The sequence below is a fragment of the Psychroflexus planctonicus genome (assembly GCF_014640195.1).
Lineage (GTDB): Bacteria > Bacteroidota > Bacteroidia > Flavobacteriales > Flavobacteriaceae > Psychroflexus > Psychroflexus planctonicus.
This window is the reverse complement of sequence record NZ_BMGM01000003.1, coordinates 264,293-289,707: the sequence shown is the minus strand read 5'-3', so window position 1 is coordinate 289,707 and position 25,415 is coordinate 264,293. Positions and strand designations below refer to the sequence as shown.

Annotated in this window: 25 protein-coding genes; 5 read left to right on the top strand and 20 right to left on the bottom strand. The window is 33.0% G+C overall.

The window, feature by feature from the left end; all coding sequences use genetic code 11:
* Nucleotides 1–2: 2 nt before the first annotated feature.
* On the bottom strand, nucleotides 3–2,054 hold the full coding sequence (locus IEV72_RS04815; RefSeq protein ID WP_188457956.1) for an HD family phosphohydrolase: 2,052 nt from the start codon (nucleotides 2,052–2,054) through the stop codon (nucleotides 3–5).
* A 226-nt stretch (nucleotides 2,055–2,280) separates the two neighbouring features.
* Here IEV72_RS04815 and IEV72_RS04810 point away from each other — a divergent pair, with 226 nt between their 5' ends.
* Nucleotides 2,281–3,453 (top strand): acetyl-CoA C-acyltransferase, encoded by a 1,173-nt coding sequence (locus IEV72_RS04810; protein WP_373283989.1) that lies wholly within the window; start codon nucleotides 2,281–2,283, stop codon nucleotides 3,451–3,453.
* Between the two features lie 14 nt (nucleotides 3,454–3,467).
* Nucleotides 3,468–4,217: a C40 family peptidase gene (locus IEV72_RS04805; protein WP_188457955.1), complete on the top strand. Its 750-nt coding sequence runs from the start codon at nucleotides 3,468–3,470 to the stop codon at nucleotides 4,215–4,217.
* A 6-nt stretch (nucleotides 4,218–4,223) separates the two neighbouring features.
* On the opposite strand, the gene IEV72_RS04800 is transcribed toward IEV72_RS04805, so the two are convergent.
* From IEV72_RS04800 to IEV72_RS04790, 3 genes are read right to left on the bottom strand one after another with little or no spacing between them, the layout of a single operon-like run.
* On the bottom strand, nucleotides 4,224–4,763 hold the full coding sequence (locus tag IEV72_RS04800; RefSeq protein WP_188457954.1) for an RsmD family RNA methyltransferase: 540 nt from the start codon (nucleotides 4,761–4,763) through the stop codon (nucleotides 4,224–4,226).
* Entirely contained in the window at nucleotides 4,754–5,623 is an 870-nt protein-coding gene (locus IEV72_RS04795) for a DUF3822 family protein (protein WP_188457953.1), read from the bottom strand. Before IEV72_RS04795 ends, IEV72_RS04800 begins: the two co-directional genes overlap by 10 nt.
* Entirely contained in the window at nucleotides 5,571–6,305 is a 735-nt protein-coding gene (locus IEV72_RS04790; protein ID WP_229731806.1) for a hypothetical protein, read from the bottom strand. The genes IEV72_RS04795 and IEV72_RS04790 overlap by 53 nt, the downstream gene beginning before the upstream one ends.
* Before the next feature lie 109 nt (nucleotides 6,306–6,414).
* Between IEV72_RS04790 and IEV72_RS04785 the strand changes: the two genes are divergently transcribed.
* Entirely contained in the window at nucleotides 6,415–7,854 is a 1,440-nt protein-coding gene (locus IEV72_RS04785; RefSeq protein ID WP_188457952.1) for an ATP-dependent DNA helicase, read from the top strand.
* A gap of 5 nt (nucleotides 7,855–7,859) precedes the next feature.
* Nucleotides 7,860–8,585: a 3-deoxy-manno-octulosonate cytidylyltransferase gene (gene kdsB, locus IEV72_RS04780; protein ID WP_188457951.1), complete on the top strand. Its 726-nt coding sequence runs from the start codon at nucleotides 7,860–7,862 to the stop codon at nucleotides 8,583–8,585.
* Nucleotides 8,586–8,834: 249 nt separating this feature from the next.
* On the opposite strand, the gene IEV72_RS04775 is transcribed toward kdsB, so the two are convergent.
* The 16 genes from IEV72_RS04775 to htpG form a co-directional block, all read right to left on the bottom strand.
* The gene (locus IEV72_RS04775; RefSeq protein WP_188457950.1) at nucleotides 8,835–9,389 is read right to left on the bottom strand and encodes an REP-associated tyrosine transposase; all 555 of its coding nucleotides are present in this window, start codon (nucleotides 9,387–9,389) and stop codon (nucleotides 8,835–8,837) included.
* Nucleotides 9,390–9,662: 273 nt separating this feature from the next.
* Nucleotides 9,663–10,070 carry a hypothetical protein gene (locus tag IEV72_RS04770; RefSeq protein ID WP_188457949.1) on the bottom strand — a complete coding sequence of 136 codons (408 nt, stop codon included), beginning with the start codon at nucleotides 10,068–10,070 and terminating at the stop codon, nucleotides 9,663–9,665.
* 241 nt (nucleotides 10,071–10,311) lie between these two features.
* Nucleotides 10,312–10,932, bottom strand: a complete 621-nt coding sequence (locus IEV72_RS04765; RefSeq protein ID WP_188457948.1) for a hypothetical protein — start codon at nucleotides 10,930–10,932, stop codon at nucleotides 10,312–10,314.
* Nucleotides 10,933–11,026: 94 nt separating this feature from the next.
* Complete coding sequence (locus IEV72_RS04760; RefSeq protein ID WP_188457947.1) at nucleotides 11,027–11,713, bottom strand: M15 family metallopeptidase; 687 nt, start codon at nucleotides 11,711–11,713, stop codon at nucleotides 11,027–11,029.
* Between the two features lie 93 nt (nucleotides 11,714–11,806).
* Nucleotides 11,807–13,252, bottom strand: coding sequence for a cryptochrome/deoxyribodipyrimidine photo-lyase family protein (locus tag IEV72_RS04755; RefSeq protein ID WP_188457946.1), 1,446 nt, complete (start codon nucleotides 13,250–13,252; stop codon nucleotides 11,807–11,809).
* 70 nt (nucleotides 13,253–13,322) lie between these two features.
* Nucleotides 13,323–14,633 carry a cryptochrome/photolyase family protein gene (locus IEV72_RS04750; RefSeq protein WP_188457945.1) on the bottom strand — a complete coding sequence of 437 codons (1,311 nt, stop codon included), beginning with the start codon at nucleotides 14,631–14,633 and terminating at the stop codon, nucleotides 13,323–13,325.
* Nucleotides 14,634–14,642: 9 nt separating this feature from the next.
* Nucleotides 14,643–15,341: an SDR family NAD(P)-dependent oxidoreductase gene (locus IEV72_RS04745; RefSeq protein WP_188457944.1), complete on the bottom strand. Its 699-nt coding sequence runs from the start codon at nucleotides 15,339–15,341 to the stop codon at nucleotides 14,643–14,645.
* Nucleotides 15,342–15,355: 14 nt separating this feature from the next.
* A complete protein-coding gene (locus IEV72_RS04740; RefSeq protein ID WP_188457943.1) occupies nucleotides 15,356–15,817 on the bottom strand; it encodes an SRPBCC family protein in 462 nt (153 codons plus the stop codon).
* A gap of 119 nt (nucleotides 15,818–15,936) precedes the next feature.
* A complete protein-coding gene (locus IEV72_RS04735) occupies nucleotides 15,937–16,491 on the bottom strand; it encodes a hypothetical protein (RefSeq protein WP_188457942.1) in 555 nt (184 codons plus the stop codon).
* Nucleotides 16,492–16,533: 42 nt separating this feature from the next.
* Entirely contained in the window at nucleotides 16,534–17,310 is a 777-nt protein-coding gene (locus IEV72_RS04730; protein ID WP_188457941.1) for an ABC transporter substrate-binding protein, read from the bottom strand.
* A gap of 84 nt (nucleotides 17,311–17,394) precedes the next feature.
* Nucleotides 17,395–17,739, bottom strand: a complete 345-nt coding sequence (rplT, locus tag IEV72_RS04725; protein ID WP_188457940.1) for a 50S ribosomal protein L20 — start codon at nucleotides 17,737–17,739, stop codon at nucleotides 17,395–17,397.
* An 89-nt stretch (nucleotides 17,740–17,828) separates the two neighbouring features.
* A complete protein-coding gene (gene rpmI, locus IEV72_RS04720) occupies nucleotides 17,829–18,026 on the bottom strand; it encodes a 50S ribosomal protein L35 (RefSeq protein WP_188406267.1) in 198 nt (65 codons plus the stop codon).
* A 30-nt stretch (nucleotides 18,027–18,056) separates the two neighbouring features.
* A complete protein-coding gene (gene infC, locus IEV72_RS04715; protein WP_262890026.1) occupies nucleotides 18,057–18,617 on the bottom strand; it encodes a translation initiation factor IF-3 in 561 nt (186 codons plus the stop codon).
* 19 nt (nucleotides 18,618–18,636) lie between these two features.
* Entirely contained in the window at nucleotides 18,637–20,583 is a 1,947-nt protein-coding gene (gene thrS / locus IEV72_RS04710) for a threonine--tRNA ligase (protein WP_188457939.1), read from the bottom strand.
* Nucleotides 20,584–20,649: 66 nt separating this feature from the next.
* Nucleotides 20,650–21,468, bottom strand: a complete 819-nt coding sequence (locus IEV72_RS04705) for a hypothetical protein (protein ID WP_188457938.1) — start codon at nucleotides 21,466–21,468, stop codon at nucleotides 20,650–20,652.
* A gap of 120 nt (nucleotides 21,469–21,588) precedes the next feature.
* On the bottom strand, nucleotides 21,589–23,478 hold the full coding sequence (gene htpG, locus IEV72_RS04700; protein WP_188457937.1) for a molecular chaperone HtpG: 1,890 nt from the start codon (nucleotides 23,476–23,478) through the stop codon (nucleotides 21,589–21,591).
* Nucleotides 23,479–23,634: 156 nt separating this feature from the next.
* On the opposite strand from htpG, the gene IEV72_RS04695 reads away from it, so the two are divergent.
* Nucleotides 23,635–25,413: an OstA-like protein gene (locus IEV72_RS04695; RefSeq protein ID WP_229731805.1), complete on the top strand. Its 1,779-nt coding sequence runs from the start codon at nucleotides 23,635–23,637 to the stop codon at nucleotides 25,411–25,413.
* Nucleotides 25,414–25,415: the final 2 nt, after the last annotated feature.

Here is a 25,415-nt window from a genome sequence, read left to right as displayed (position 1 = left end):
TTTTATTCTGGATATTCAATTCTGAGGTGAAAAATATTTTTCAGTTTAGCTTTCAAAACTTTTTTAATCACTTCAATTTCTTTAAAGGTGATGTCTGCGTTTAAGAATTGTTTTTCTTCAATTTGCTTGTCAATTATTTTTTCAACAAACTGATCTACAATTTTTGCGGTAGGCTCTTTTAAGCTTTTACTAGCTGCTTCAACTGCATCACACATCATTAAAATAGCTGTTTCTTTGCTAAATGGAATTGGTCCTGGATATTGAAAATCTTCTCGTTTTACTTCATCTTCACTTTCCTTTTTAGCCTTCGCATAAAAAAAGTATACTGTAGAAGTTCCGTGATGTGTTCGTATAAAATCGATTATTCGATCTGGTAAATTGTGTTTTTTTGCAATTTCAATTCCGTTAATTCTGTGGTCTATTATAATTTTAGCACTTTCTTTTGGAGAGATTTCATCATGTGGATTTACAGAAGTGCTTTGGTTTTCCGTAAAATAATATGGGTTTTTCATTTTACCAAGATCGTGATATAGCGCACCAACTCTTACTAGTAAACTATTAGCCTGTACTTCATTAGCAGATGCTTCAGCTAAATTGGCAACGTTTAATGAATGATGAAAAGTACCCGGTGCAACTTCAGACAATCTCTTCAATAATTTTGAGTTGGTATCAGACAGTTCTAATAAAGACAAATCCGATATCAGTCCAAAGGCTTTTTCATAACCATAAATTAGGGGTTGTATAAATAACAATCCAATTCCATTTATGGCAAAGTAAATTAAATTTTCGAATGCAATTTGTTGAAATGATGCTTCTTGAATTAAGTTGAATGCCAAATAGGCAAAGAAGTAAATAAGTGTTATTCTTCCAACAGCAAGAAACAAATTGGCTCTTTTGTATAATTCTGAAACAGTAAGAATGGTTACAATTCCAGCAATAATGTGCAAGAACATATATTCATAACTATTAGGGACTACAAAACCCAATATTAAAAGTGTGATTACGTGTGTAAATAAACCTAATCTTGCATCAAAAAATACCTTTAACGTAAGTGGAAGTATACAAATGGGTACGACATAAATATAGTCGTTAGAAAATTCCATTACCAGCAAGGTGAGACCAACTACTAATAAAATGTTGAAAAAAATGAAAGTAAGTTTGTTGTTGTTTTCGTAAATATTTGGGCGATACAATTTAATAAATAACAAAAGCATTAATAAGGCCAAAGCTACTAACAAGCTATATCCAAGACTTACAAACAAATACTGATTTTGACTGATGTTTTTTCGCTTGAATTCTTCTCTTAACGAGTCTAGTTTTTTGTATTTATCCGCATCGATTAATTCGCCATTATTAATTATTTTTTCTCCTTCTTTAACTAAACCTTCCGTATATGAAATTTCATCGAACTTCTTATCTAACTTCCTTTGTGTAAAACTCTTGTCGAAACTTATGTTGGCTGGATATTCTTCTATTAAATCAATGAGTACTTCTTCAAATTCTTTTAGATTTGAATTTTCAATTTGAGATCTGTAATTTCTTTTTACATTTTTACGTTGGCTAAATTGTCCGTAAAGTGTTTCAGTTACTAGGTTTCCTTTTTTTAGAAAAACAAGTTGGTTGTTATTGAATTGTTTTTCGTTATCAATTACTCCAACTTGATAAACTTCATCAAAATACGCTTTTGCAAAATTGAAAATTTCGTCTTGTTTTGAAGGTAAAATGCTATCCGGAATAGTTGATTTAGCATTTTGTAGTTTCTTATCAAATTCGTTCCAAATGCCTATATCTACTTTAAAATAAGGAATGTGGTTAGATTCAATCTCTTTTTTTTCATCTTCAATTTGCTGGTCAGACTTGTATAAAGCAAAACTAAATGGCGCATAATAGTCGTCGTACTGCCATACCTGATTTTTTGTGAAGTCGTATTTAAATTGCGCACCTTTTGGAAAAAAGTAAACAATTAAAAATGTACTTAAAGCAAATAAAAAGACTTTGTAAATCAAGCCTTGATATTTATAAAACTGATTGCTGAATTGTTTAAAATATTCCATTAAATTCAAAGTTAGAAAAATATTCAAATTAGCCGCTTAATTTTGTTTTATACTGCATCTTTTGTTTTTAAAATTCTATATTTAAAAATTATGGATATGGCAATATGAGACTAGTTATCAGCTTGCTTTAAGAAGAATTAACAATAAAAGCCTTATTTATTTGAAAACTTCATTTTAACAATGGTTTAATTTGAGTAAATTAGCAGCAAATAAAAATTGAAGTATTATGCAAGAAGTTGTAATTGTTAGCGCAGCAAGAACTCCAATTGGTAGTTTTTTAGGAAGTCTTTCTTCTATACCAGCCACAAAATTAGGTTCAATAGCTATAGAAGGCGCTTTAGATAAAATAAATTTAAACCCGAGTGAAGTCGATGAAGTTTTAATGGGTAACGTAGTTCAAGCTAATAACGGTCAAGCTCCAGCAAGACAAGCTGCACTTGGAGCCGGTATTTCTGATAATACACCCTGTACTACTATAAACAAAGTTTGTGCTAGCGGAATGAAAGCAGTTATGCAAGCAGCGCAATCTATTGCTTTAGGCGATGCAGAAGTAATTGTTGCCGGTGGTATGGAAAACATGAGTTTAATACCACACTATGTTCATTTACGTAAAGGTCAAAAATTCGGTTCAACTGAGTTGATAGATGGTTTGCAACGTGACGGTTTGGTAGATGTTTACGACCAACAAGCTATGGGAGTTTGCGCAGATTTATGTGCAACAGAACACAAGATTTCTAGAGAAGAACAAGATGAGTTTGCTATAGAATCTTACCAACGTTCAGCAGCCGCATGGAAATCAGGAAAATTTGATAACGAAGTTGTCCCTGTTGAAATTCCACAAAGACGTGGTGAGCCTATTATTATGAGAGAAGATGAAGAGTTTAAGAATATTAAGTTAGATAAAGTAACATCTTTACGTCCAGCTTTTTCTAAAGATGGAACAGCCACAGCAGCTAATTCTTCTACAATTAATGATGGAGCAGGAGCAATGATTTTAATGTCTAAGCAAAAAGCTGAATCTTTAGGATTAGAAATTTTAGCAAGCATTACCGGTTATGCAGATGCGGCTCAAGAACCAAAATGGTTTACAACTGCACCAGCAAAAGCATTACCTAAAGCTTTAAGCAAAGCTGGAATTACACAAAATGATGTTGATTATTTTGAGTTTAACGAAGCTTTTTCTGTGGTAGGCTTAGCCAATATGAAACTTTTAAACCTAGATAGTAGCAAAGTAAATATTCATGGTGGTGCCGTTTCATTAGGTCATCCATTGGGTTGCTCAGGTGTAAGAATTTTAATTACTTTGCTAAATGTTTTACAACAGAACAATGCTAAAATTGGTGCAGCTGCCATTTGCAATGGTGGTGGTGGTGCTTCAGCTTTAGTATTGCAACGTTAACTTATAAATATTAGATGCAATACGGTTTATGTCCCTTGAGTATTGTGCCCGTTCGAGCAGAAGCTAACGATCGTGCAGAGTTGGTAACTCAGTTAATTTACGGAGATATTTTTGAAATTATTTCTAACCAAAAAAATTGGATTCAAATCCGTATTGCATTTGATACTTACGAAGGCTGGATAGATATTAAACAAGCCTTTCCAATCGAAGAAAATGATTTTAATGAACTTAAAAAAAGATTCTTCAATTGCTCACAAGACTTAATTGAATTTGTAGAAACTGCCAATAACCAACTTATTCCAATTCCTATTGGCTCTAACATTGCAGCTACAAATATTCTGCAGCATCAATTTGAAGGTCAGGTTTTTAATTCCAAGACTTTTCAGAAAGAGAAAATAGCAGAAATTGCCTTACTTTATTTAAATGCTCCGTATTTGTGGGGCGGGAAAACTCCTTTTGGTATTGATTGCAGCGGATTTACACAAATGGTTTATCGCATTTGCGGATATGCTTTGCAACGCGATGCTTCTCAACAAGCTAAACAAGGTGAAGCTTTAAGTTTCATTGAAGAAAGTGAACCTGGCGATTTAGCTTTTTTTGATAACGAAGAAGGAAGTATTATTCATGTTGGAATTGTCTTAGGTGATAATTACATTATTCATGCTCATGGAAAAGTGAGAATTGACCGCTTAGACCACACCGGAATTTTCAATACTGAAAACAAAACCTACTCACACAATTTACGGGTGATTAAAAGTATTTAGTGAGTATTATTCTTCTTCCTTACCAAAAAATGAAAATGAAGATCCACCGTAATTACGAGTTTCTTGATACAAAAGGCCTTCGGATAAATCCATGTGTTTAGAATGTTCAATAATACACAACTCAACTTCATTTTCGGGCTTTAAGATTTCTTCAACTAACTTTATAAAAGTTTCCGTTTCTAAATCGTAAGGTGGGTCGGCAAAAACAATGTCTGCTGTTAATTTGTTTTTAGCAACAAACTCAAACACATCGGCTTTTATAACTTGTAGTTCTACTCCTAAATCTTCAGCTGTTTGACTTAAAAATTTCACACAGTTAAAGTTTTTATCAACCGATGTGATATTTTCTGTTCCCCGTGAAGCAAATTCTAAAGAAATGGAACCAATACCTGAAAATAGGTCAATTACCCGAATATGTTTGAAACTAAAACGATGATTCAAAATATTAAACAAGGCTTCTTTAGCCATATCAGTAGTTGGTCGAACAGGTAACTTCTTAGGAGCTATTATTCTTCTACCTTTTAATTTTCCGGAAACTATTCGCATAATTGTAAAGCTAAAAATGGATTTGTATTGAAAAAGTTACTTTGTTCTGAGTTTACATCAACTTTAAAGTGTAGTTCTTCAAATGAAATGAGCACTAAATTTTTGATATAAGTATACATATAATGATGTATTTCACTTTCAATTGAAACATCACCTAACATAGAAAAATGCATCTGTTCTCTATCCAATTGAAATTGTTCGATAGCAAATAAACAGTAATAAGTGAAATCTTCAGCTGTAACGTAATCAAAATAATTTGCTAGTTGAAGCTGTTTATCTTTGAAAATAACCAACACAAAAGAATCTTTTTGAACAAAGGCAAAAGCATGTTCTCCGTTTTGATTTCTGCAGAGTTTTTCAGCCCATTCAATACTTGAATGTATACTATGTGTAAATTCTACCAAATTGTATACATCTAGTAATTCGTTGTGAATATTAATATAAGGAACAAAAGGAATATGCACACTTAGTTTTTCTATTTCTTCTTCAGAGATACTATCGTTAGGGAATAATTGTGTGTTGAATTTTAAGTAATCGCTAGTAAATTCAGGGCTATAAATTTCTGATGGAACAATAGCAAAATAAGAATGATGATAACAAATTTTAATTTCTGCATTAGGGTATTCCTTTTTCCAATTTTTTTTCAACTCTTCATCAATCTTTTCTAAAACTGAATTAGCAGAGGCTTGTAAAATGGTCTCAGACTTATAATTTATAACTTGATGTATATTTCTGTCTAAAACAAAAAAAGAATATCCATTTTGAGTAATCAAAATGGATATTAAATGGGTATAAGTTGTATTTAAATTAATCTGCTTTTCCATAGTTAGTTGGCCAGTTACCACTTGAGCTAACTTCATTCATGGATCCAACTTTAATGTATCTTCCATTTACACCGTCTACAGAAACCGTTTGTAATTCCTGAATTAACAAGTCGTTATCTAAATCTCCTAGTATTAATTTTTTATCTGCTTTTACTTCAAAAACAGGTACTTTAGAGTTTTTAACCTGCAACAATCCTGCTTTAAGTTCAAACTTTTCACCATCTGTATAAGGAATAGTCGCCATATTTTTGTAGCGGTCTGTACCATCAAATAAGGAATCTTTTACAGAAACAAAATCTAAGGTGTCAATCACATAATCGTCAATATATTTATCAACTTTATATATTTTTTTAAACTCTTCATCTAAGTAAGTTGTGTCTCTTCTTTGGGTAATGGTAAATTGAGCAGTATCAATAAAACGAACTAATGAGTCGAAGCTAGGGGCGTAGGTTCTTGTAATTTCGTTATATGCTAGCTGAGACTTTCTGATGTCTTGTAATTTTGCAATTACTTTTTCAAAACGTTTTTCTTTTTCTTTGTTAAATTCAACAGGCCCATAAATGGCTTTGTAATTGTAGTATCCTAAAAATACAATCAATACGGTAAGAACAATAGATAAAACAGGTCTGAGCTTTTTGGGAAGATAGTTATCAATTAATTTAACAAGACCTAAGATTAATAATATCCCTACTACAATGTAAATAATAAGTGTTACCATAGCTAATTTTGATAGTTTAAACCGATATAGGCAAAACTACAACTTTTTTTCAATCATAAAAGTTTATGCATCTAAAATCATTTCTATATTTGAGTAATATTTAATTTATATGACTTCAAACCAATTTTACCAACTTCTAAAAAAAGATTTAGGGCATGCGCCAACTCAAAAACAAGATTTGGGTTTACAATTGCTTTCTAAGTTTATAGTCGAAGAGCATTTGGACTATATTTATCTTCTCAAAGGCTATGCAGGTACTGGTAAAACCACTATGATAGGTACTTTGGTAAAGAATATTGGGAAGATTAGAAAGAAGTTAATTTTAACGGCACCAACTGGTAGAGCTGCAAAAGTGATTTCAAATTACAGTAATCAACAAGCGCAAACCGTTCATCGAAAAATATACTATCCTAAGAAAACAAGTAGCGGCGGAGTAGACTTTGTTGCCCAGCAAAACAAGCATAAAAACACCATATTCATAGTAGATGAAGCTTCTATGATTCCTGATATTCCAACGGGTGAAGATTTATTTAAAAGCAATTCACTTTTAGAAGATTTAATTGAATACGTGTACGCTGGTGAAAATTGCCAGCTTATTTTTATTGGCGATACGGCTCAACTTCCACCCGTAAAAGCAGATCTAAGCCCAGCTTTAAGCGAAGAAACCTTAACTAGGCAATTTGGAATGGAAGTAATAAGCGTAGAGTTAGATGAAGTGGTTCGCCAAGAATTGGAAAGTGATATTTTGCGAAATGCCACCTTAATTAGAAATGCACTTCAAAATGAAATTTACGAAAGTTTTCAATTTGAATTAACAGGCAAAACAGACATGGTTCGGTTAGTCGATGGTTACGAAATTATGGATGCCATAAATGATGCCTACCACAACAACGGCCATGAAGATACCGCAATCATTGTGCGTTCTAACAAAAGAGCTAATTTATACAATCAGCAAATTAGAGCTCGAATTTTATATCGCGAAGACGAAATTGCTCCCGGAGATTTTTTAATGGTGGTCAAAAACAATTACTTTTGGGTAAAACCCAATTCCGATGCAGGTTTTATTGCCAATGGCGATATTGTTGAAATTCTGGAGATTTTTAGATTCAAAGAGTTGTACGGATTTCGCTTTGCGGAAGTAAACGTGCAAATGGTAGATTATCCCAATATGAAACCATTTGAAACAGTATTAATTTTAGATACTTTGGATGCCAATGCTCCGTCTTTAAGTTATGAACAGTCTAATAATTTGTATCAAGAAGTAATTAAAGATTATGAAGATGAACGTTCCAAATACAAGAAATTTTTAAAAGTGAAACAAAACAAATATTTCAATGCATTGCAAGTGAAATTCAGCTATGCCATTACTTGCCACAAATCGCAAGGTGGACAATGGAATACGGTTTTTGTTGAACAACCTTACTTGCCAAACGGAATAGATAAAGATTATTTACGTTGGCTTTACACTGCCATAACTCGCGCAAAAGATAAATTGTATTTAATTGGATTTAAAGATGATTTTTTTGCTGAAACCAACCCAGAAGAATAAAGTTTATGAACATAATAGCCATGATTCCCGCCCGTTTTGAAGCTTCTCGCTTTCCGGGTAAACTATTGAAAGATTTAGCTGGAAAACCTGTAATTGTCAGAACTTATGAAGCGGCTTTGCATAGTAGCTTATTTGATGAAGTATACATTGTAACCGATTCGGATGAAATTTACAATACCATTGAAGCCATTAATGGAAAAGTAATTTTAAGTAAAAAAGAACACGAATGCGGTAGTGATCGCATTGCAGAAGCGGTTGAACATATTGATGCAGATATTGTAGTAAACGTGCAAGGAGATGAACCTTTTATCAACGAAAAAGCATTGTCTAAATTATTGGAAGTTTTTAAACACGACGAGCAAAACCAAATCGATTTAGCTTCTTTAAAGACGCGTTTAACCAAAACCGAAGCCATAGCGAATCCCAACAATGTAAAAGTAATCACCGATTTAAACGATTTTGCTTTGTATTTCTCACGTTCACCCATTCCATTTCATCGAGATGAAAGTGTTGAAGTGAAATATTTTAAACACGTTGGAATTTACGCCTTCCGAAAAAAAGCGCTACTCGATTTTTATCATACACCGATGAGTCCGTTAGAAGCAGCAGAAAAAATAGAATGTATCCGTCATCTCGAAAATGGAAAAACCATTAAAATGGTTGAAACCGATCAAGTAAGCATAGGCATTGACACTCCCGAAGATTTAGAAGAAGCTCGAAAGTTTTTTTAGCATCGCGGAATGCAATTCCGCACTATCATTTATCATTTTAACAAACTACACTTGTGAGATCGCGGATTTGCAATCCGTGACTCGAGTTCGCGGATTTGCAATCCGTGAAAACATTTCCCTATTGACTAAAAAAATAGTATCATATGCAGAATCATTATAACGAGCTCAAAACAATTACATTTGTGAGATTGCGGATTTGCAATCTGTGAAAATACATTTCTACTAACTAAAATTTAGCATCATCTATAATTATAGTAAGCTTAAAATAATCACATCCAATTCATTTTCTAATCCTGCATAATTTCTAGCTGAGCTAAAGTAATAATCTTCTGGTGAAGTAACTATTTTGTCTTTTACAGGATTATTGTGAATGTAATTCACTTTTTGTTTTATAAATGAATTGCTAAAAATATGCTCAGCATGATAACCGTTTTGCCAAACTTTATATTGTTGGTTTCGTTTAAGATGCTTGCACGCTTTTTTGAAACTTTCTAACATCCAATCTCTCCTGCTTTCTGGTTCGTTTATTATGTTTTGAATGATTTCCTTGGAAGTAAACTTTTTGAAATCTCTTATTACATCAGACAAAATATTTCCATTGGTTGCCCTACAAAACAAATGCAAATGATTACTCATTAAGCAGTACGCGTAAATTTCTAAACCTTTATTTTGCTGGCAATATTGAAGCGAATTTATAATAATGTATTTTTGATTTAAACGAGTAAATACATCAATCCAACCTACAGTTGTCATTGTGATGAAGTATGCATCTTCGGATGTTGTTGCTTTATATTTAGTTGACATTTTAAATGGTATAGAAACAAAATTAAGTTTTTTTATAAATTAATGAACTGTTAATATAGCCGCACGGAATGCAATTCCGCGCTATCATTTATCTTATCAAATTTTCCAAAAATGCCAATTTCGACTTGTTTTAAGTTTTCATTGGAAGAGATTCCGTATAAAATCTTACTAAACTCAGATTTTTACGAAATGACAGTTTGCGATCGAATTTTCACAAACTACACAAGAGTTCGCGGATTTGCAATCCGCGATTATTTTAATGCAATTCTTTTCCTAAAACACATTTAAACTATTTTTCATAGGTTCTGGTATTTTCTTTTTAAGATGTTCTAAAAATTGATTTAAAGATTCTTCATCAGCTACATCTTTGTTGATTCCTATATCTCTTTTTTCAGATTTAATCAAAATATCGCCAAACTTTTTCTCAATACTAATAATATCCGTGTATTTAATCCTAGGCCATCCAAATTGAGCTATTACTTTTTCATCGTCATATTTTACAGCTTGAAACCCTATCATGCCAAGCCAAAACGCCACTTGAAATACAAATGAGATCATTAACCAAATGTTAGAGTCGTTTGTTAAAAAATTCCATACCGAATAGATAAACGCAATTACTATTATTAAACTAATGGAATTCAACCACAAACGTCTTTTCTTTTTAAATTTTACCGTCATCATTTTTTTATTTAGAATTTACGAGAATGCATCTACTTGCAATCTGCGACTATATTTTTGTTTAAACGCTAGTTCTAAGATTTGTAATCCGTGAAAACATTTTCCCATTGACTAAAAAAAATAGCAGTATTTGCAGAATCATTATAACAAGCTCAAAACAACTACATTCAGTTCACTTTCTAATCCTGCATAATTCCATGCTGAACTTAAGTAATAATCTTCATATCTTTTGCTTTCAAGTCTATCATTGATACTCCAAATGCAGTCTATCTTTGATCTCTAACAATTCTTCCTTTTTGTTGGGGAAGGTAAAAAATAGTTCATCCAAGAGTTTTTTCGCTACTTGGCAGTTTTCAAAGTCATTTTCACATTGAAAACTATATGCATTTACTAATCTATAACTAATATCGTAGTTTTCTGGAAATAATTTGATTGCTTTTTCATATTTAAAAACTGAATTATACCAATTTCCTTTTTTAAACCATTCATCTCCTTCTTTCACTAGCAATAAAAACTCTTTTTCCTTTTTATTATATTCTGATTTTTTTTGTTCTTCAAGTTTTAAATCAATCTGTTTAAATGAAATTGAAGCCAAATAAGAGATTATAGTCAACAATAAAATGAAAATACTTAAAAGTAGTAAATTTTGCTTTTTTCGTTCTTTTATTACTTTTTTCCTTATCGCCAACAATTCTTCTTTCGTTGCCTTTTTTAAAGATGTTTTTTTGCCAGACGCATTAACATATTCTTGCTTGCGCTTCAAAAAGCTATGTTCTTTATGAAATAGTCGTTTAGACCTAAGCAACTTTTTATTGTTACTTAGGCTAGTTATCATTCCTTGAATACTACCGCCACCACCAAACATTTTATTAATTTTTTAAGCTTAATATCAGGGATTATATATATGAATCAATAGAACTTAAACTTTAAGTAAAGCAAATTGCAAATTGAATATATATTTATTTCAACTTTTTAGTTTTTTGTAATTCTTCAAAAGATAAATCCATTAATGGGTATCTTTCCCAACCTTGGTAGTCGAAATGCCACCATTCACTTGGATAAACGCTAAAACCAAAGTTGGTCATAACTTCGATAAGTAAATCTCGATTTTTAATAATTTCTTCAGGTAAATCTACATAATCAGGATGTGCTTTTTCGGTAAAATCATCGTAAGTAGTGGGCATTTTGATTTCTAGACCAGTTTTGGCATCAACCAAAGTCAAGTCGATAGCACAACCGCGGTTATGTCGAGATCCAAATTTAGGATCGGCCACAAAATCGGTATCTGGATAAACTTCATAAAATTTTACGGTAGCTTGGTATGGTCGGTATGCGTCAAACACTTTAATTCTGTAACCTAGTTTCAATAAAGAATCATTGGCTTTTATTAAAGCTTCAGCAACGGGTTTTCTGGCAAAAGCTTCAGCTTCAGGATAAATGATGGTTTTGGTAAAGTTATTTTTGGTTGCATAACGGATATCGAATTTCAAGTTTTTGCCAAATTCTTTTAGATCAATCATTTTAAAATCAGGATTCTTTTTTACGTCAGCTACATAATCTTCAACTTGACTTTGAACATCTAATTTGTCTTCAGAACAACTCATGAAGACGAATAATACAATTAAGGTCAAAAACTTTAGTTTCATTTTTTGGAATTTAGAAATTGAAAGATATTAATTTTTTCAATAGTAGAGTCAAGCTTGCAGATTTGCAATCCGTGACAATGTAAAACTAATTTTCTAATTCTTCCGCAATGTATGTTTTTCAATAATTTGTTTCGCATTGGCTCTCGATTTCTGCGATTGAATTATTCCCCAAATGGAATCTGAAGCTTTTTTTCTAGCTGAATCTAAATCAACTATAGGCATGGGGTAATCTCGTCCCAATTCAAAATTGTACATGTTTTGTTCCATAGGAGTCAATTTCCAAGGTTCATGAATAAATTCTTTTGGAATGTTTTTCAATTCGGGCACATATTGTAAAATAAACTCACCGTCTGGATCGTGTTTGTAGGAATTTTTAATGGGATTATATATTCTGAGCGTGTGTGCACCAGTTGTCCCAGCTTGCATTTGCAATTGTGGATAATGAATACCAGGCTCAAAATCTAAAAATAAACTGGCTAAGTGCGATGAAGCATATTGCCATTTTTGCCATAAAATATGCGTAAAAAACGAAACCAATAAAGCACGCATTCTAAAATTGAGAAATCCTGTTTCAATTAAGCAACGCATACTTGCATCAACCATCGGAAAACCAGTTTTTCCTTGTTTCCATGCTTGAATCAATTTTTCGTTTTTAGGTTGATTCAATACATTAAAAGCTGCATTGAAATTAGAAAATTCAATGCGATCTTCCATTTCAAATTTTTGAATAAAGTGAGCTTGCCAACGCAAACGAGATTTAAATTGCGCTAATGCCGTCTTGCTTTTGGTTTGTACTTGCTCAGCTGCTTGCACCACTTCACGCATGGATAAATTTCCCCAAGTAATATACGGTGAAAGTCGACTGCAAGATGTTCGGGCAGCTAGCGGTTTGGAAATGTTTCGTTGGTAGTTTGTATGCCGATCATTTAAAAAAGATTGTAAGTATTGTAAAGCAAACTTTCTGCCACCATGCTGCATTTTTTTGGAGGTAGTAGTCTTTAAATCTACTATTTTAAAGTTATTTTCTAGGATATTGATTTCATTAATAGGTATAAAATCTCTTGTTTTAGCTTCAAATGGAATAGGTTTTTTGTTCATATGGCTTTCCCATAGTTTCACCCAATTGTTTCTATTTTGAAGCCCACGAGAAACTCCATTCAAAACAAATTCTTTCCATAGAATAGATTTGCTTTTAAAAAATTCCTGAAGTTGTAAATCCCGTTTATAGGTTTTTAAAATACCAGTTTCTTGATGTGAAAAAACCTGTTTGTTGTTATGTAAGTCATCTAGTTTTTGAAACACTTCAACCGCTTCACCTTCAACTACCAGTATTTTTGTTTGGTAGGTTTGAAGTTGACTTTGTAATTCGGTTAAAGATTGTTTGATGAATCGAAAATGCCTTTTGCTGTAATGTGAGTCTTGGAGCAAAATGGGTTCAAAAATGTAGAGTAGGAGACAAGCATCATTTTGTTGAAGCGCTTCAAATAAAGCTTCATTGTCATCTAGCCGCAAATCTTTTTTGAACCAAACGATGTTCATATATAGTTATCTAATTGAAAATTTCTGATTGGAGATTTAAGTATAAAGCCTAACAGCAAACAGCTAAATTCTATTTTTTCTTAACCGCCGCCTTATACGTTTCTAAGCAGCGTTCTCTTGCTATTTTGTGTTCTACCATGGGTTTAGGATAATCATCAGTTCCAAATTCAGGAACCCATTTTTGGATGTATTTTTTGTCCTTATCAAATTTATCAGTTTGTGAATACGGATTAAATACTCGAAAATACGGAGCCGCATCTACACCCGTTCCAGCGACCCATTGCCAACCACCAATGTTAGAAGACATTTCATAATCCAGTAATTTTTCAGCAAAGTAAGCTTCGCCCCAACGCCAATCGATTAACAAGTGTTTGCATAGAAAACTACCCACCACCATTCTGATGCGATTGTGCATCCAACCTGATTTATTTAGCTGTCGCATTCCTGCATCAACAATGGGATAACCCGTTGTTCCTGTTTTCCATTTTTCAAATTCAGCTTCGTCATTTCTCCATTTAATTTCATCATAAATGGGTTTGAACGAACGACTTTGTGTTTCTGGAAAATGATGCAAAATGGCTTTGTAAAATTCTCTCCAGATTAATTCGTTGAGAAAAGTTTCGTTTTTAGCTGAAAGCGCTTTTAGAACAATTTCTCGATAACCAACGGTGCCAAATCGCAAATGTGGACTCAACCTAGATGTTCCATTAATGGAAGGAATATTTCGGGTGTCTTCGTAATTTTCTAAGAACTCTTTTTCTAAGTGATAGTCAGGAACCTGAATTGAAGAAGCTTCAAATCCCATATCACTTAAACTCAAATTGGGTAATCGAGTATTGTTGTAGGTGTTGTTTAGGTGTTTTTTGGATGCATAAGCTTCAATAGAATTTTTTTCAAATTCTTTTTTCCACTGCTTCATATACGGTGTGTATACCAAATACATGCCACCATCATTTTTTTCAACTTCGTTTTTTTCGAAGATAACTTGATCTTTAAAATCATGGAATTCAATTCCATTTTCTGCTAAAAGCGCTTGAATTTTTGCATCACGTTTATATGCATACGGTTCGTAATCCCGATTGGTGTAAACTCCTTTTACATTAAAATCTTCAATAATCTCAGCAAATATTTCTTCAGGATAACCGTAATAGGTAGCAATGGAACTGCCATACTTCTCTTGTAACTCAACGCGCATTTTTTGAATTTCATCAAAAATGAAACTTACACGGGCATCATCTTTAGGCAATTCATCCAAAATGTGTTTATCGAAAATAAAGACCGGTAAAGTAGCGTCATCTTTTTGTAAGGCATGGAAAAGACCTACATTATCATTCAAACGCAGATCTCTTCTAAACCAAAAAATATTTACTTGTTCACTCATAATTGCAAATTAGGATACATTCAATGAAGACATTCCACCGTCTACTCCAAGCACTTGACCTGTAATCCAAGAACTATCTTCACTTAACAAAAATGCGGTTATTTTTGCAATATCCACCGCTTCACCCACACGTTTTAACGGGTGACGTTCATCCATTTTTTCTTTTTTCTTTTCGTTTCCTAGCAACTTATCAGCAAGCGGAGTGTTGGTTAATGAAGGTGCGATTACGTTTACTCGAAAGCTTGGCGCATATTCTGCGGCTAACGAACGTGCAAAACCTTCAATAGCTCCTTTTGCAGCTGCAACACTGGTGTGAAAAGGCATTCCAGTTTGAACAGCAACCGTACTATAATAAACAATACTGGCTTGGTCTGAGTTTTTAAGTTGTTTTAAAACTGCGTGTGTAGATTTCACCAATCCCATAAAATTCAATTGAAAATCTTCTTCAAAAACACTTGGTTTCATCATTTTGAAAGGCTTCAAATTAATGGTTCCTGGGAAATATACCAATCCGTCTAAAGTGTCAGGTAAATCTAAATCAGAAATATCATCCTTGGTAACATCAAACTCATGATGCGTTACATTTAATTCATCTAGCTTACCTTTGCTTCTAGAAGCAACAATAATATTGTGGTCTTCATGTAGTAGTTTAGCAGTTTCAAATCCGATTCCTTGGCTTCCGCCGATAAATAATATATTCTTTTTCATAGCAATTTATTTTATTATAGAATACCGAACAATTCGGTCATTTTTTGTTCTCTCGCTTTAAATATTTCGTTCAATTTTGGTTGTACTAAAAAGGGTTTTACCAACTGGCCTAACCATCCCAATGGTAAAGCATAATGTACGATATCTTCAATTTCTACTCCACCATCGATTTCATGAATAAAATGTTTGTGGTGCCATAATTTGTAGGGACCAGATAGTTGAATATCGACAAATAAATTTGGCTTTTCAACATGAGTTATTTCGGTTACCCATCGTGTTTTAAACAAAGGCAACGGAGTAACATTATATTGAATAATTTGACCTGTATACATTTTTTGATTTGCTCCAGAAATAATTTCAAAACCCATTTTGTCAGGCATTATTTTTTGAAGATTTTTTGGGTTGGAAAGAAAATTCCATGCTTCCTGTTTACTTATTGGAAGTCTTTGTTTGGTATGTATTTCATATATTTTCACATACCAAAATTACAATTGATTTTGTTTAATAAAAAAAGATTCGAGTTAAACAAAAGTTATAATAAAGTACAAAAAAACCACCTTGGCTGAAGGTGGTTTTACATTATCGAATTTATGTTTTAATTATCAATCACATCACCGTCAAAAGCTGGTGGACCAATAAATCGTGGTTCATCATCTTTTTTATTTTGTTGTCTATTTTTTGCTTCAAATAAACGATATGGTGCCACTTTCTGAACTTTACTTCTTTTTTTACAATCCAATTCGTTGTAAGTAGAATCGTATTTTTCTTGAGCTTCATTATTCCACAAGAAAAAATATACTTCTCTTATATAGGTTAAGTAAGTTTTATATTGCTCTGGATGATTGTAATGATTTATTTGAATACTTGCTTTTTTAGGACTACTTGCACGTTCTTTACTATCATCTGGATTGGTGATAAACGTGTAAATAAATTCTTTGAATTTTACATCGTTCAAAAAAGACAAGTCCTTTCCATTTACCAAAACTTTTCCTTCTTGGTTGATGATAATGTCTAACAAATCTGAAGTATTAGCCTTTTCAATATCTGTTGCTGTCATTTCTTCTTCGATAGGACAGGAATTATCAAGCCATTTCTGGGCATGAGTTACAGAAACAAATAAGAATATAAATAAATAACAAATCGGTTTCATAAAATTTATTTTATACAAATATACAGAATGTAATTTGAATGATTATGAATTTAGTTTTTCAAGTAATTCTTTAAAGTAGGGGAATGTTTTTTTCATTCGGCTGCCAAACCAACTAAAACTTTCTCCATCTACAACTTCCAATTTAAGTCGTTTATCAACAAATGCTGAAAAATCATCTTTTTTGAATGGAAAAGGTTCAGATGAAAGAAAAATCCAATCGGTTTCTGGTAAATTTTGTAAATCTACTTCTGGGTAGCGCTCTAGATGGGCAAATGCATTTTTTAAGCCTAATTCATTTAAAACGGAATTGATAAATGTATGGTTTGCAGCTACCATCCAAGGATTTTTCCAAATGAAATAGGTTACTTTTTGTTCTTGTTTGCTTTGTTGAATTGCCCTTAGTTCAGTAAATTGATTTTGAATATCAGCCACTAATTCTTCAGCTTTTTCTTGCTGTTGAAATATCTTCCCATAATCTGAAATAAGTTGGTAAGCATCTGAAAATGTTGTAACATCTGCCACATGAACTTCTGCAATTTGTTGAAGCGCTTTTACCATTTCGGGTGTGTTTTCTTCTTTATTACATAATATTAAATCAGGTTGAAGCGCTTCAATTTTATCTAGATGAACACTTTTAGTCCCACCTACCATTTCAACTTCACTTTTTAAACTTTTGGGATGTACACAAAATTTAGTAATTCCAACCAAACTTTTGCGCATTCCTAAATCTACCACCAATTCTGTTTGGCTAGGTACTAAACTGATAATTCGTTTTGGAATTTGTTTGATATGAATTGGATTTCCTAATTGGTCATTCATCTAAAATGCTTTTGGTCAAAAATAAAAAATCCTGCATCAATTTGATGCAGGATTTAATTTATAAGAGTCGTCTACTGTTATGTTTTACTTTACTTTCTCTACTATTGCTTGAAAAGCTGCTGGATTATTCACCGCTAAATCGGCTAAAACCTTACGGTTTAACTCGATATTATTGGCTTTTAATTGTCCCATAAACTTAGAATAAGACATTCCGTGCATACGTGTTGCAGCATTAATTCTCACAATCCAAAGAGAGCGGAAGTTACGCTTGTTATTTCTACGGTCTCTGTATGCATAAAGCATACCTTTTTCCACCGCATTTTTAGCTACAGTCCAAACGTTTTTTCTACGTCCGAAGTAGCCTTTTGCTAGCTTCATGATTTTCTTTCTACGAGCACGTGAAGCGACTGAATTTGTTGATCTTGGCATAATTTTAAATTTTTTGTAGTAGGCAGCTTATTTGCATTTGTAAGCCCACTCCAGGGTTAATAATTGATTTTTAACCAATCAAACAACAATTACTTTAAACGTAATTGTTGTTTGATGTTAGCTTCGTCTGATTTGTGTACTAAAGTAGTATGCGTTAATTTAAGTTTTCTCTTTTTAGACTTTTTAGTCAAGATGTGACTTTTAAACGCATGCTTACGCTTTATTTTACCAGTTCCGGTTAATTTAAAGCGCTTTTTAGCACTCGACTTTGTTTTCATTTTAGGCATTGATCCTTGATTTATGTATTGACTCTTATTTTATTTGTCTTTTTTAGGAGTAATCAGCATAATCATACGCTTTCCTTCTAATTTAGGCATTTGTTCAACTTTACCTAGGTCTTCTAAATCCTGAGCTAGTCTTAATAACAAAATTTGCCCTTTGTCTTTAAATACGATGGAGCGTCCTTTAAAAAACACAAAGGCTTTTAGTTTGGCTCCTTCTTTTAAAAACTTTTCAGCATTTTTCTTTTTAAATTCATAGTCGTGGTCATCTGTATTAGGACCAAAACGAATTTCTTTCACAACCACTTTAGATGCTTTAGCTTTCATGGATTTTTCTCGTTTCTTTTGTTCATAAAGAAACTTTTTATAGTCCATGATTTTAGCAACTGGTGGATCTGCTTTAGGTGAAATCACTACCAAATCTAAATTAAGCTCTTCTGCTTTTTTTAAACAATCTTTGGTAGGATAAACTCCCATTTCAACATTATCACCAACTAACCTAAGTTTTGGTTCTTTAATGTTTTTATTAATTCGATGCGGATCTTCTTTTTGACCTCTTGGCGAATAATTTTTATTACTACGTCTTCTTAAAGCTATAACTAATTATTTTTTAGGGTTAAACTCTAAATTTTGACAATGAAGCATTTACTTCATTGTTAATTCTATTTACAAATTCTTCAACAGACATGCTTCCTAAATCTTCACCTCCGTGTTTTCGGATGCTAATGCTGTTGTTCTCTTCTTCTTTCTCACCAATGATAATCATATATGGAACTTTATTCATTTCCGCTTCACGGATTTTCTTTCCAGTAGTTTCACTACGATTATCAAATATGGCGCGAATTTCGTGATTTTTAAGTAAACTTAAAACTTTTTTAGAATATTTTTCATACTTCTCACTGATCGAGAGTATAGTAGCTTGTTCGGGTGTTAACCAAAGTGGAAAATTACCACCGGTATGCTCCAATAAAATGGCTACAAAACGTTCCATGCTACCAAAAGGAGCGCGATGTATCATGACAGGTCTGTGCATTTCGTTATCGCTTCCTTTGTATTCCAATTCAAAACGTTCTGGTAAATTATAATCTACTTGAATGGTGCCTAACTGCCAGCTTCTTCCTAAAGCATCCTTAACCATAAAGTCTAACTTAGGTCCGTAAAAAGCTGCTTCTCCAGTTTCAACCACGTAGTTTAAACCTTTTTCTTTGGCTGCATTTAAAATTGCATCTTCGGCTTTTTTCCAATTTTCATCACTTCCGATGTATTTGGTTTTGTTTTCAGGGTCGCGTAAAGAAACCTGTGCAGTAAAGTCTTCAAATCCTAAAGAACTGAACACGTACAAGACTAAATCAATTACTTTTTTGAATTCCAAATCCAATTGATCGGGAGTACAAAAAATGTGTGCATCATCTTGTGTAAATCCACGAACGCGCGTTAAGCCATGTAATTCTCCACTTTGTTCGTACCGGTAAACGGTGCCAAATTCAGCATAACGAACAGGTAAATCTTTGTAACTCCAGGATTGAGACTTGTATATTTCACAATGGTGCGGACAATTCATGGGTTTTAGCAAAAACTCTTCGCCTTCAGCTGGTGTGTTGATGGGTTGAAAACTATCTTCTCCGTATTTTTCATAATGACCAGAACACACATATAAATCTTTGTTACCAATATGCGGTGTAACTACTTGGTCGTATTCTGCTTCGGCTTGGGCTTTTTTCAAAAAGCTTTCTAAACGTTCGCGTAAAGCAGCACCTTTCGGCAACCAAAGTGGCAAACCTTGACCAACTTGTTGCGAAAAAGTGAATAATTTCAACTCCTTTCCTAACTTTCTGTGGTCTCTTTTTTTGGCTTCTTCTAAAAGTGCTAAATATTCTTTGAGTTGTTTTTGTTTTGGAAAGGAAATTCCATAAACTCTTGTAAGTTGTGTATTGTTTTCGTCTCCACGCCAATAAGCGCCTGCTACGCTCATTAGTTTCACGGCTTTAATAAAACCAGTGTTGGGTAAGTGACCACCACGACATAAATCGGTAAAATCATCATGATCGCAGAAAGTAATTTCACCATCTGCTAGATTTTCAATTAACTCTACTTTATACGGGTTTTCTTTTTCTTGATAATAGGCTAAAGCATCTGCTTTGCTAACTTCGCGTAATTGAAATTCATGTTTTCCACGAGCCAATTCCAGCATTTTTTTTTCGATTTTAGGAAAGTCAGCATCGCTGATTTTATGTTCCATAAAGTCGATATCGTAGTAAAATCCATTTTCAATAGCTGGGCCGATGGTTAATTTTACACCTGGATACATTTTTAAAATAGCTTGCGCCATTAAGTGAGCCGTACTGTGCCAAAATGTTTTTTTACCTTCATCATCGTTAAAGGTTAATAAAACCAATTTTCCGTCTTCTTGAAGTGGAGTAGAAGTTTCAACAATTTGATCATTAAATTTTGCCGAAATCACATTTCTAGCTAAACCTTCGCTAATGCTTTTAGCCACATCCATTGGTGTGGTTCCAGCTTCAAAAGATTTTATACTGCCGTCCGGGAGCGTAATTTTAATCATGTATTTTCAAAATTTGTGCAAAGATAAGGATATCCGCCTGCTTACCAAGTACAATTCTTTAAGCATTTACAGAATAGGTGAATTTTTAATTTTTTTGGTGTTCTCAGGAATAGAAAGTTGAAGCTGTTCTGCTGAATAATATTTAATTTTTGTGATTTGTGCTTCGCCTAAAATAGCTTTTTCTTCAAAATTATTTTCTGGATAAAACTTCCAATTTAAGGAAACAGGAATATGGTTAACCGTTATAAATCGGTCGTAATGCAAATGAATATTTTGAGCAGTTCTATTATTTCCTAAAAGTGAAGTCTTCATTTGAAGCCCTTTCATCATATTGGTTCTTCCTTCTACTAGAAAGCTTACTTCATTTGGAAAAAAAGCGGTATGAAAAGCTTCATTTTTAGTATGAATTTGTTTGAAATTACCATCAAAAAAAGTAGTTTCTTGAATTGGGGAAAGTACATATTCATTTTCGTCTAAATGAAAAAAAGCATGATAAAAAAACACTAACTGAAAGTTTCTTTTGGCTTCTCGATCACCCATGTTCGCCATGGCATCGATGAGAATATTTTTTCCGTTGTAATATGATTTCCCAAAGTTTTTTGATGTTATTTCTATCAGGCTCAAATCAGTTGCTGCTCTTACTTTTAATTCATCTTTTAAATTACCAAATTGGTAAGTAATTTGGTAACTCACAATATCTTCACTGAAAAATTTTTCTTTTTTATGAATGTCTTCAACACTGCTTAAAAATACTTGTTCTGTTGTTTTAGACTTTGTGGTTTCTTTTTGCTCGGTACTTTTTTCTTTTGAAGAATTGGAGTTGTTGCAAGCTAAAACAATATTGGCTAATAGTATTAAAGCGAAGATTTTACTGCTAAATTTCATAGTGTGGAATTGAAAGTCAAATATTGTAATTTTAAATTGTATGCGCAAATGTGAAATGAAATAAAAAAAGGAGCTTGAACAAAATTCAAACTCCTTTTTAAATAGTTATTTAAAGCAAGTTTACTTAATCATCTCGTAGCTGCGCTTTACAAATTTGGTCAGTGCTTCCCCACGAAGTAAGTTCTTAGACAGCAAAGCTAAATCTAAACTTTGGTTGATTAAAGCAGCTTGTTCTCCTTCTTCTTTTTGAAGGATGTCCGCCATTAATTCGTGATTTGTGTTCACTACTAAATTGTACATTTCTGGCATATTGCCCATGCCAAACATACCGCCACCGCCAGACTGTTGCATTTCTTTCATTCTACGCATAAATTCAGGTTCGGTGATGGTTATCGGTGCCGCTTTAGAATCCATGGCTTCTAATTGTACAGTGTATTTTTCTTTCGTTATATGAGTTTCAAAAGCTGTTTTTAACTTCTCTTTTTCTTCATCATTTAGCTTTGAAGTAGCTTCTTCACCTTTGTCGATTAACTTGTCAACATGTTCTGAATCTACACGTACAAAACTGACTTTTTGCTCTTTGTTGGCTTCAATTTTTTGAATTAAATGCGAAACAATTGGCGAATCTAAAAGTAATACTTCATAACCTTTGTCTTTGGCTGCTTCAATATAGCTGTGTTGTTCTTCCTTATTTGAAGCATACAGAACCACTAACTTATCGTCTTTGTCAGTTTGGTTGTCTTTTATTTTGGCTTCTAACTCTTCGTAAGTAAAATAGGTTTCATCAACCGTTGGATACAAGACAAATTTTTCTGCTTTTTCGAAAAACTTATCATCGGTTAGCATTCCGTATTCAATCACTACTTTGATGTCATTCCATTTTTTCTCAAAATCGGCTCTGTTGTTATTGAACAAAGATTTCAATTTGTCTGCTACCTTTTTGGTAATGTAGTTCGAAATTTTCTTTACCGCACCATCAGCTTGCAAATACGAACGTGAAACATTCAACGGAATGTCTGGCGAATCGATTACACCACGCAACATGGTTAAGAATTCAGGAACAATTCCTTCTACATTATCGGTTACAAACACCTGATTTTGATATAATTGTATCTTGTCTTTTTGTACCGCTAAATCTTGAGTTAATTTTGGGAAGTACAGAATTCCAGTCAAGTTAAATGGATAATCTACATTTAAATGAATGTGGAATAAAGGTTCTTCAAATTGCATCGGATACAATTCGCGGTAAAAGTTGTTGTAGTCATCTTCTTCTAAATCAGCTGGCTGTTTTGTCCAAGCCGGATTTGGGTTGTTGATGATGTTATCTACCGTTACTTTTTTAGGCTTTTCGTCTTCTTTAGCATCTTCAGGAAGTGGAAGCTCTTTTTCTTTGGTTCCAAACTTAATTGGAATTGGCATGAACTTGTTGTACTTGTTCAACAATTCTGTGATGCGGCTATCTTCTAAAAACTCTTTTTCATCGTCATTGATATGAAGCACGATTTCCGTTCCGCGCTCAGCTCGGTCGTGGTCTTCTAATGTAAATTCGGTTGTTCCTTCGCACGTCCAATGTGCAGCAGGTTCGTCTTTCCAAGATTTAGTAAAAATTTCAACTTTATTGGCTACCATAAAAGCAGAATAAAAACCAAGTCCAAAATGACCGATTATTCCGCTGTCTTTTGCTTCAGAATCTTTGTATTTTTCTAAAAATTCTTCTGCTCCTGAGAAAGCCACTTGATTAATGTATTTTTCTACTTCATCTTTTGTCATACCAATTCCTTGGTCTATAATATGAAGCGTTTTATTTTCTTTATTGATTTTCACTTCAATAGTGGGTTTGCCAATTTCTATTTTAGCTTCACCAATTCGTGCCAAGTGTTTTAGCTTAAGCGTTGCATCAGTAGCATTCGAGATGAGTTCTCTTAAAAAGATTTCGTGATCGCTGTATAAGAATTTCTTAATCAGCGGAAAGATGTTTTCAACAGATACATTAATATTTCCAGTTGCCATAATTTATATTTTGAATTTCCTAGTGTAAATCAAATTGAATACCACTACAACTAATGTGACAAATTGACATTTTGACAAATTTTGATTTAGGTTTAAACAAAATTGAAGCAGGCTAGTATCTAGAAAAGATTGCTTATTTTTGTCAAAAATTTACGCTTGATAAATTTATTCAGTTTTAGGTTGAATCTTCGATATTGGTTTTGTGTAGCATGCTTTGCTTTTCCGTTATTTATTTCAGCCCAACAAAAAATAAAATACGATAGTGACCGAACCCGAATGGATCAAGAAAACTATCCAGGTGCTTTTATATTTACAGGAGTAGAGAAACAAGTCTATTTTATTCACGAAGGCATTAAAGTTTGGTGCGACCAAGCTATTTTTTACGAAGAACAAAACTTTTTTAGAGCCTTTGGAAATGTAAAAATGAATCAAGGCGATACCATAAATCTTACTAGTAAATATGCAGAATACGACGGAATGACGCAATTTGCATTTGCAAGTGAAGATGTAGTTTTGACTTCACCGAGTAACGTCTTAACAACCGATTCCTTATTTTTTAACAGGATAAAACAAGAAAGTTTTTACCGAAGCGGTGGCATGGTAAAAGATTCTTCAAGTACCATTAATAGTATTGTAGGCAGGTATTTTATGGAGCGTGACAAATACGCTTTTAGAGATGATGTTGTGGTTACCAATCCTGAATATAAAATGAATACTGAAATTCTTGATTTTTATCCAGAATCGGGTCATGCCTATTTGTATGGACCATCTACAATTATTGGTGAAACCAGCAAAGTATATTGCGAACGTGGTTTTTACAATACAACGCTAGACGAAGGATATTTTACCAAAAATGCTAAAATTGATTACGACAGTAGAAATGTGGTTGGCGATAGTATTTACTTTAGAAGAGCAGATAATTTTGCTTCGGCAACCAACAATATCGTGGTGACCGATACATTGAATCAATCGGTTGTAAAAGGCCATTATGCAGAAGTGTACAAAGATTTGGATTCTTTGTTTATCACCAAAAATCCAATTGCTTCCACCAAGCAGGACAAAGATTCAGTACACATCGCTAGCGATGTTTTAATGATTACAGGACCAGAGAAAAACAGGATTATTCGTGCTTTTAAAGATGCTAGAATTTACAAAACAGACCTGAGTGGAAAAGCAGATTCCATTTGGAGTGGAGAAGCTTCTGGTTTAACAAAAATGATTACCAATCCAATTCTTTGGGCGGAAGAAAGCCAAATAACAGGCGACACTATTCATTTAATTTCTAATCAAGAAACCGAAAAAATAGATTCATTGAAAGTATTTTATGATGCTTTTATGGTTATGAAAGATAGCATTGAAGGTTACAATCAAGTGAAAGGAAAGGAAATGTATGCTTTGTTTAACGATGAAAACGATATTGAAGAAGTCAACTTTATTAAAAATACAGAAACCATTTATTACGTTCGGGAAGATGATGGCACTTTAGTGGGAATTGATAAAGCTTTGTCTGCTACCATTAAATTGCTAATGAAGGACAATGATATTGAGGATGTGTATTACTACAATGCAGTAGAAAGCGATTTGATGCCTGAAGAAGAGTTTCCACCTAACGCAAGAAAATTAAAGAATTTTAATTGGCGCGGAGATGAAATGATTAGGAGTAAAGCTGATTTATTTAAAGATAGGAAGGCATTTGAATTAGTCCCTATTCAAGGATTAAAAGCACAAGAAATTGAAGATGCCTTTTTTGATGATACAAATTCTTCAGAAAATCCAATAAATAATTCTAATTCTACCTTTCAGCAAAAGAATATAAAAGGGAAACAGGAAGATGAATCAGCTAATAAAAATGAAAAAAATTCCATTAAACCACAAACTAAAGATAAACCTAAAGAGAAACCACAGTTAGAAAAAATCGAAAACAAAAAAGAGTAAAG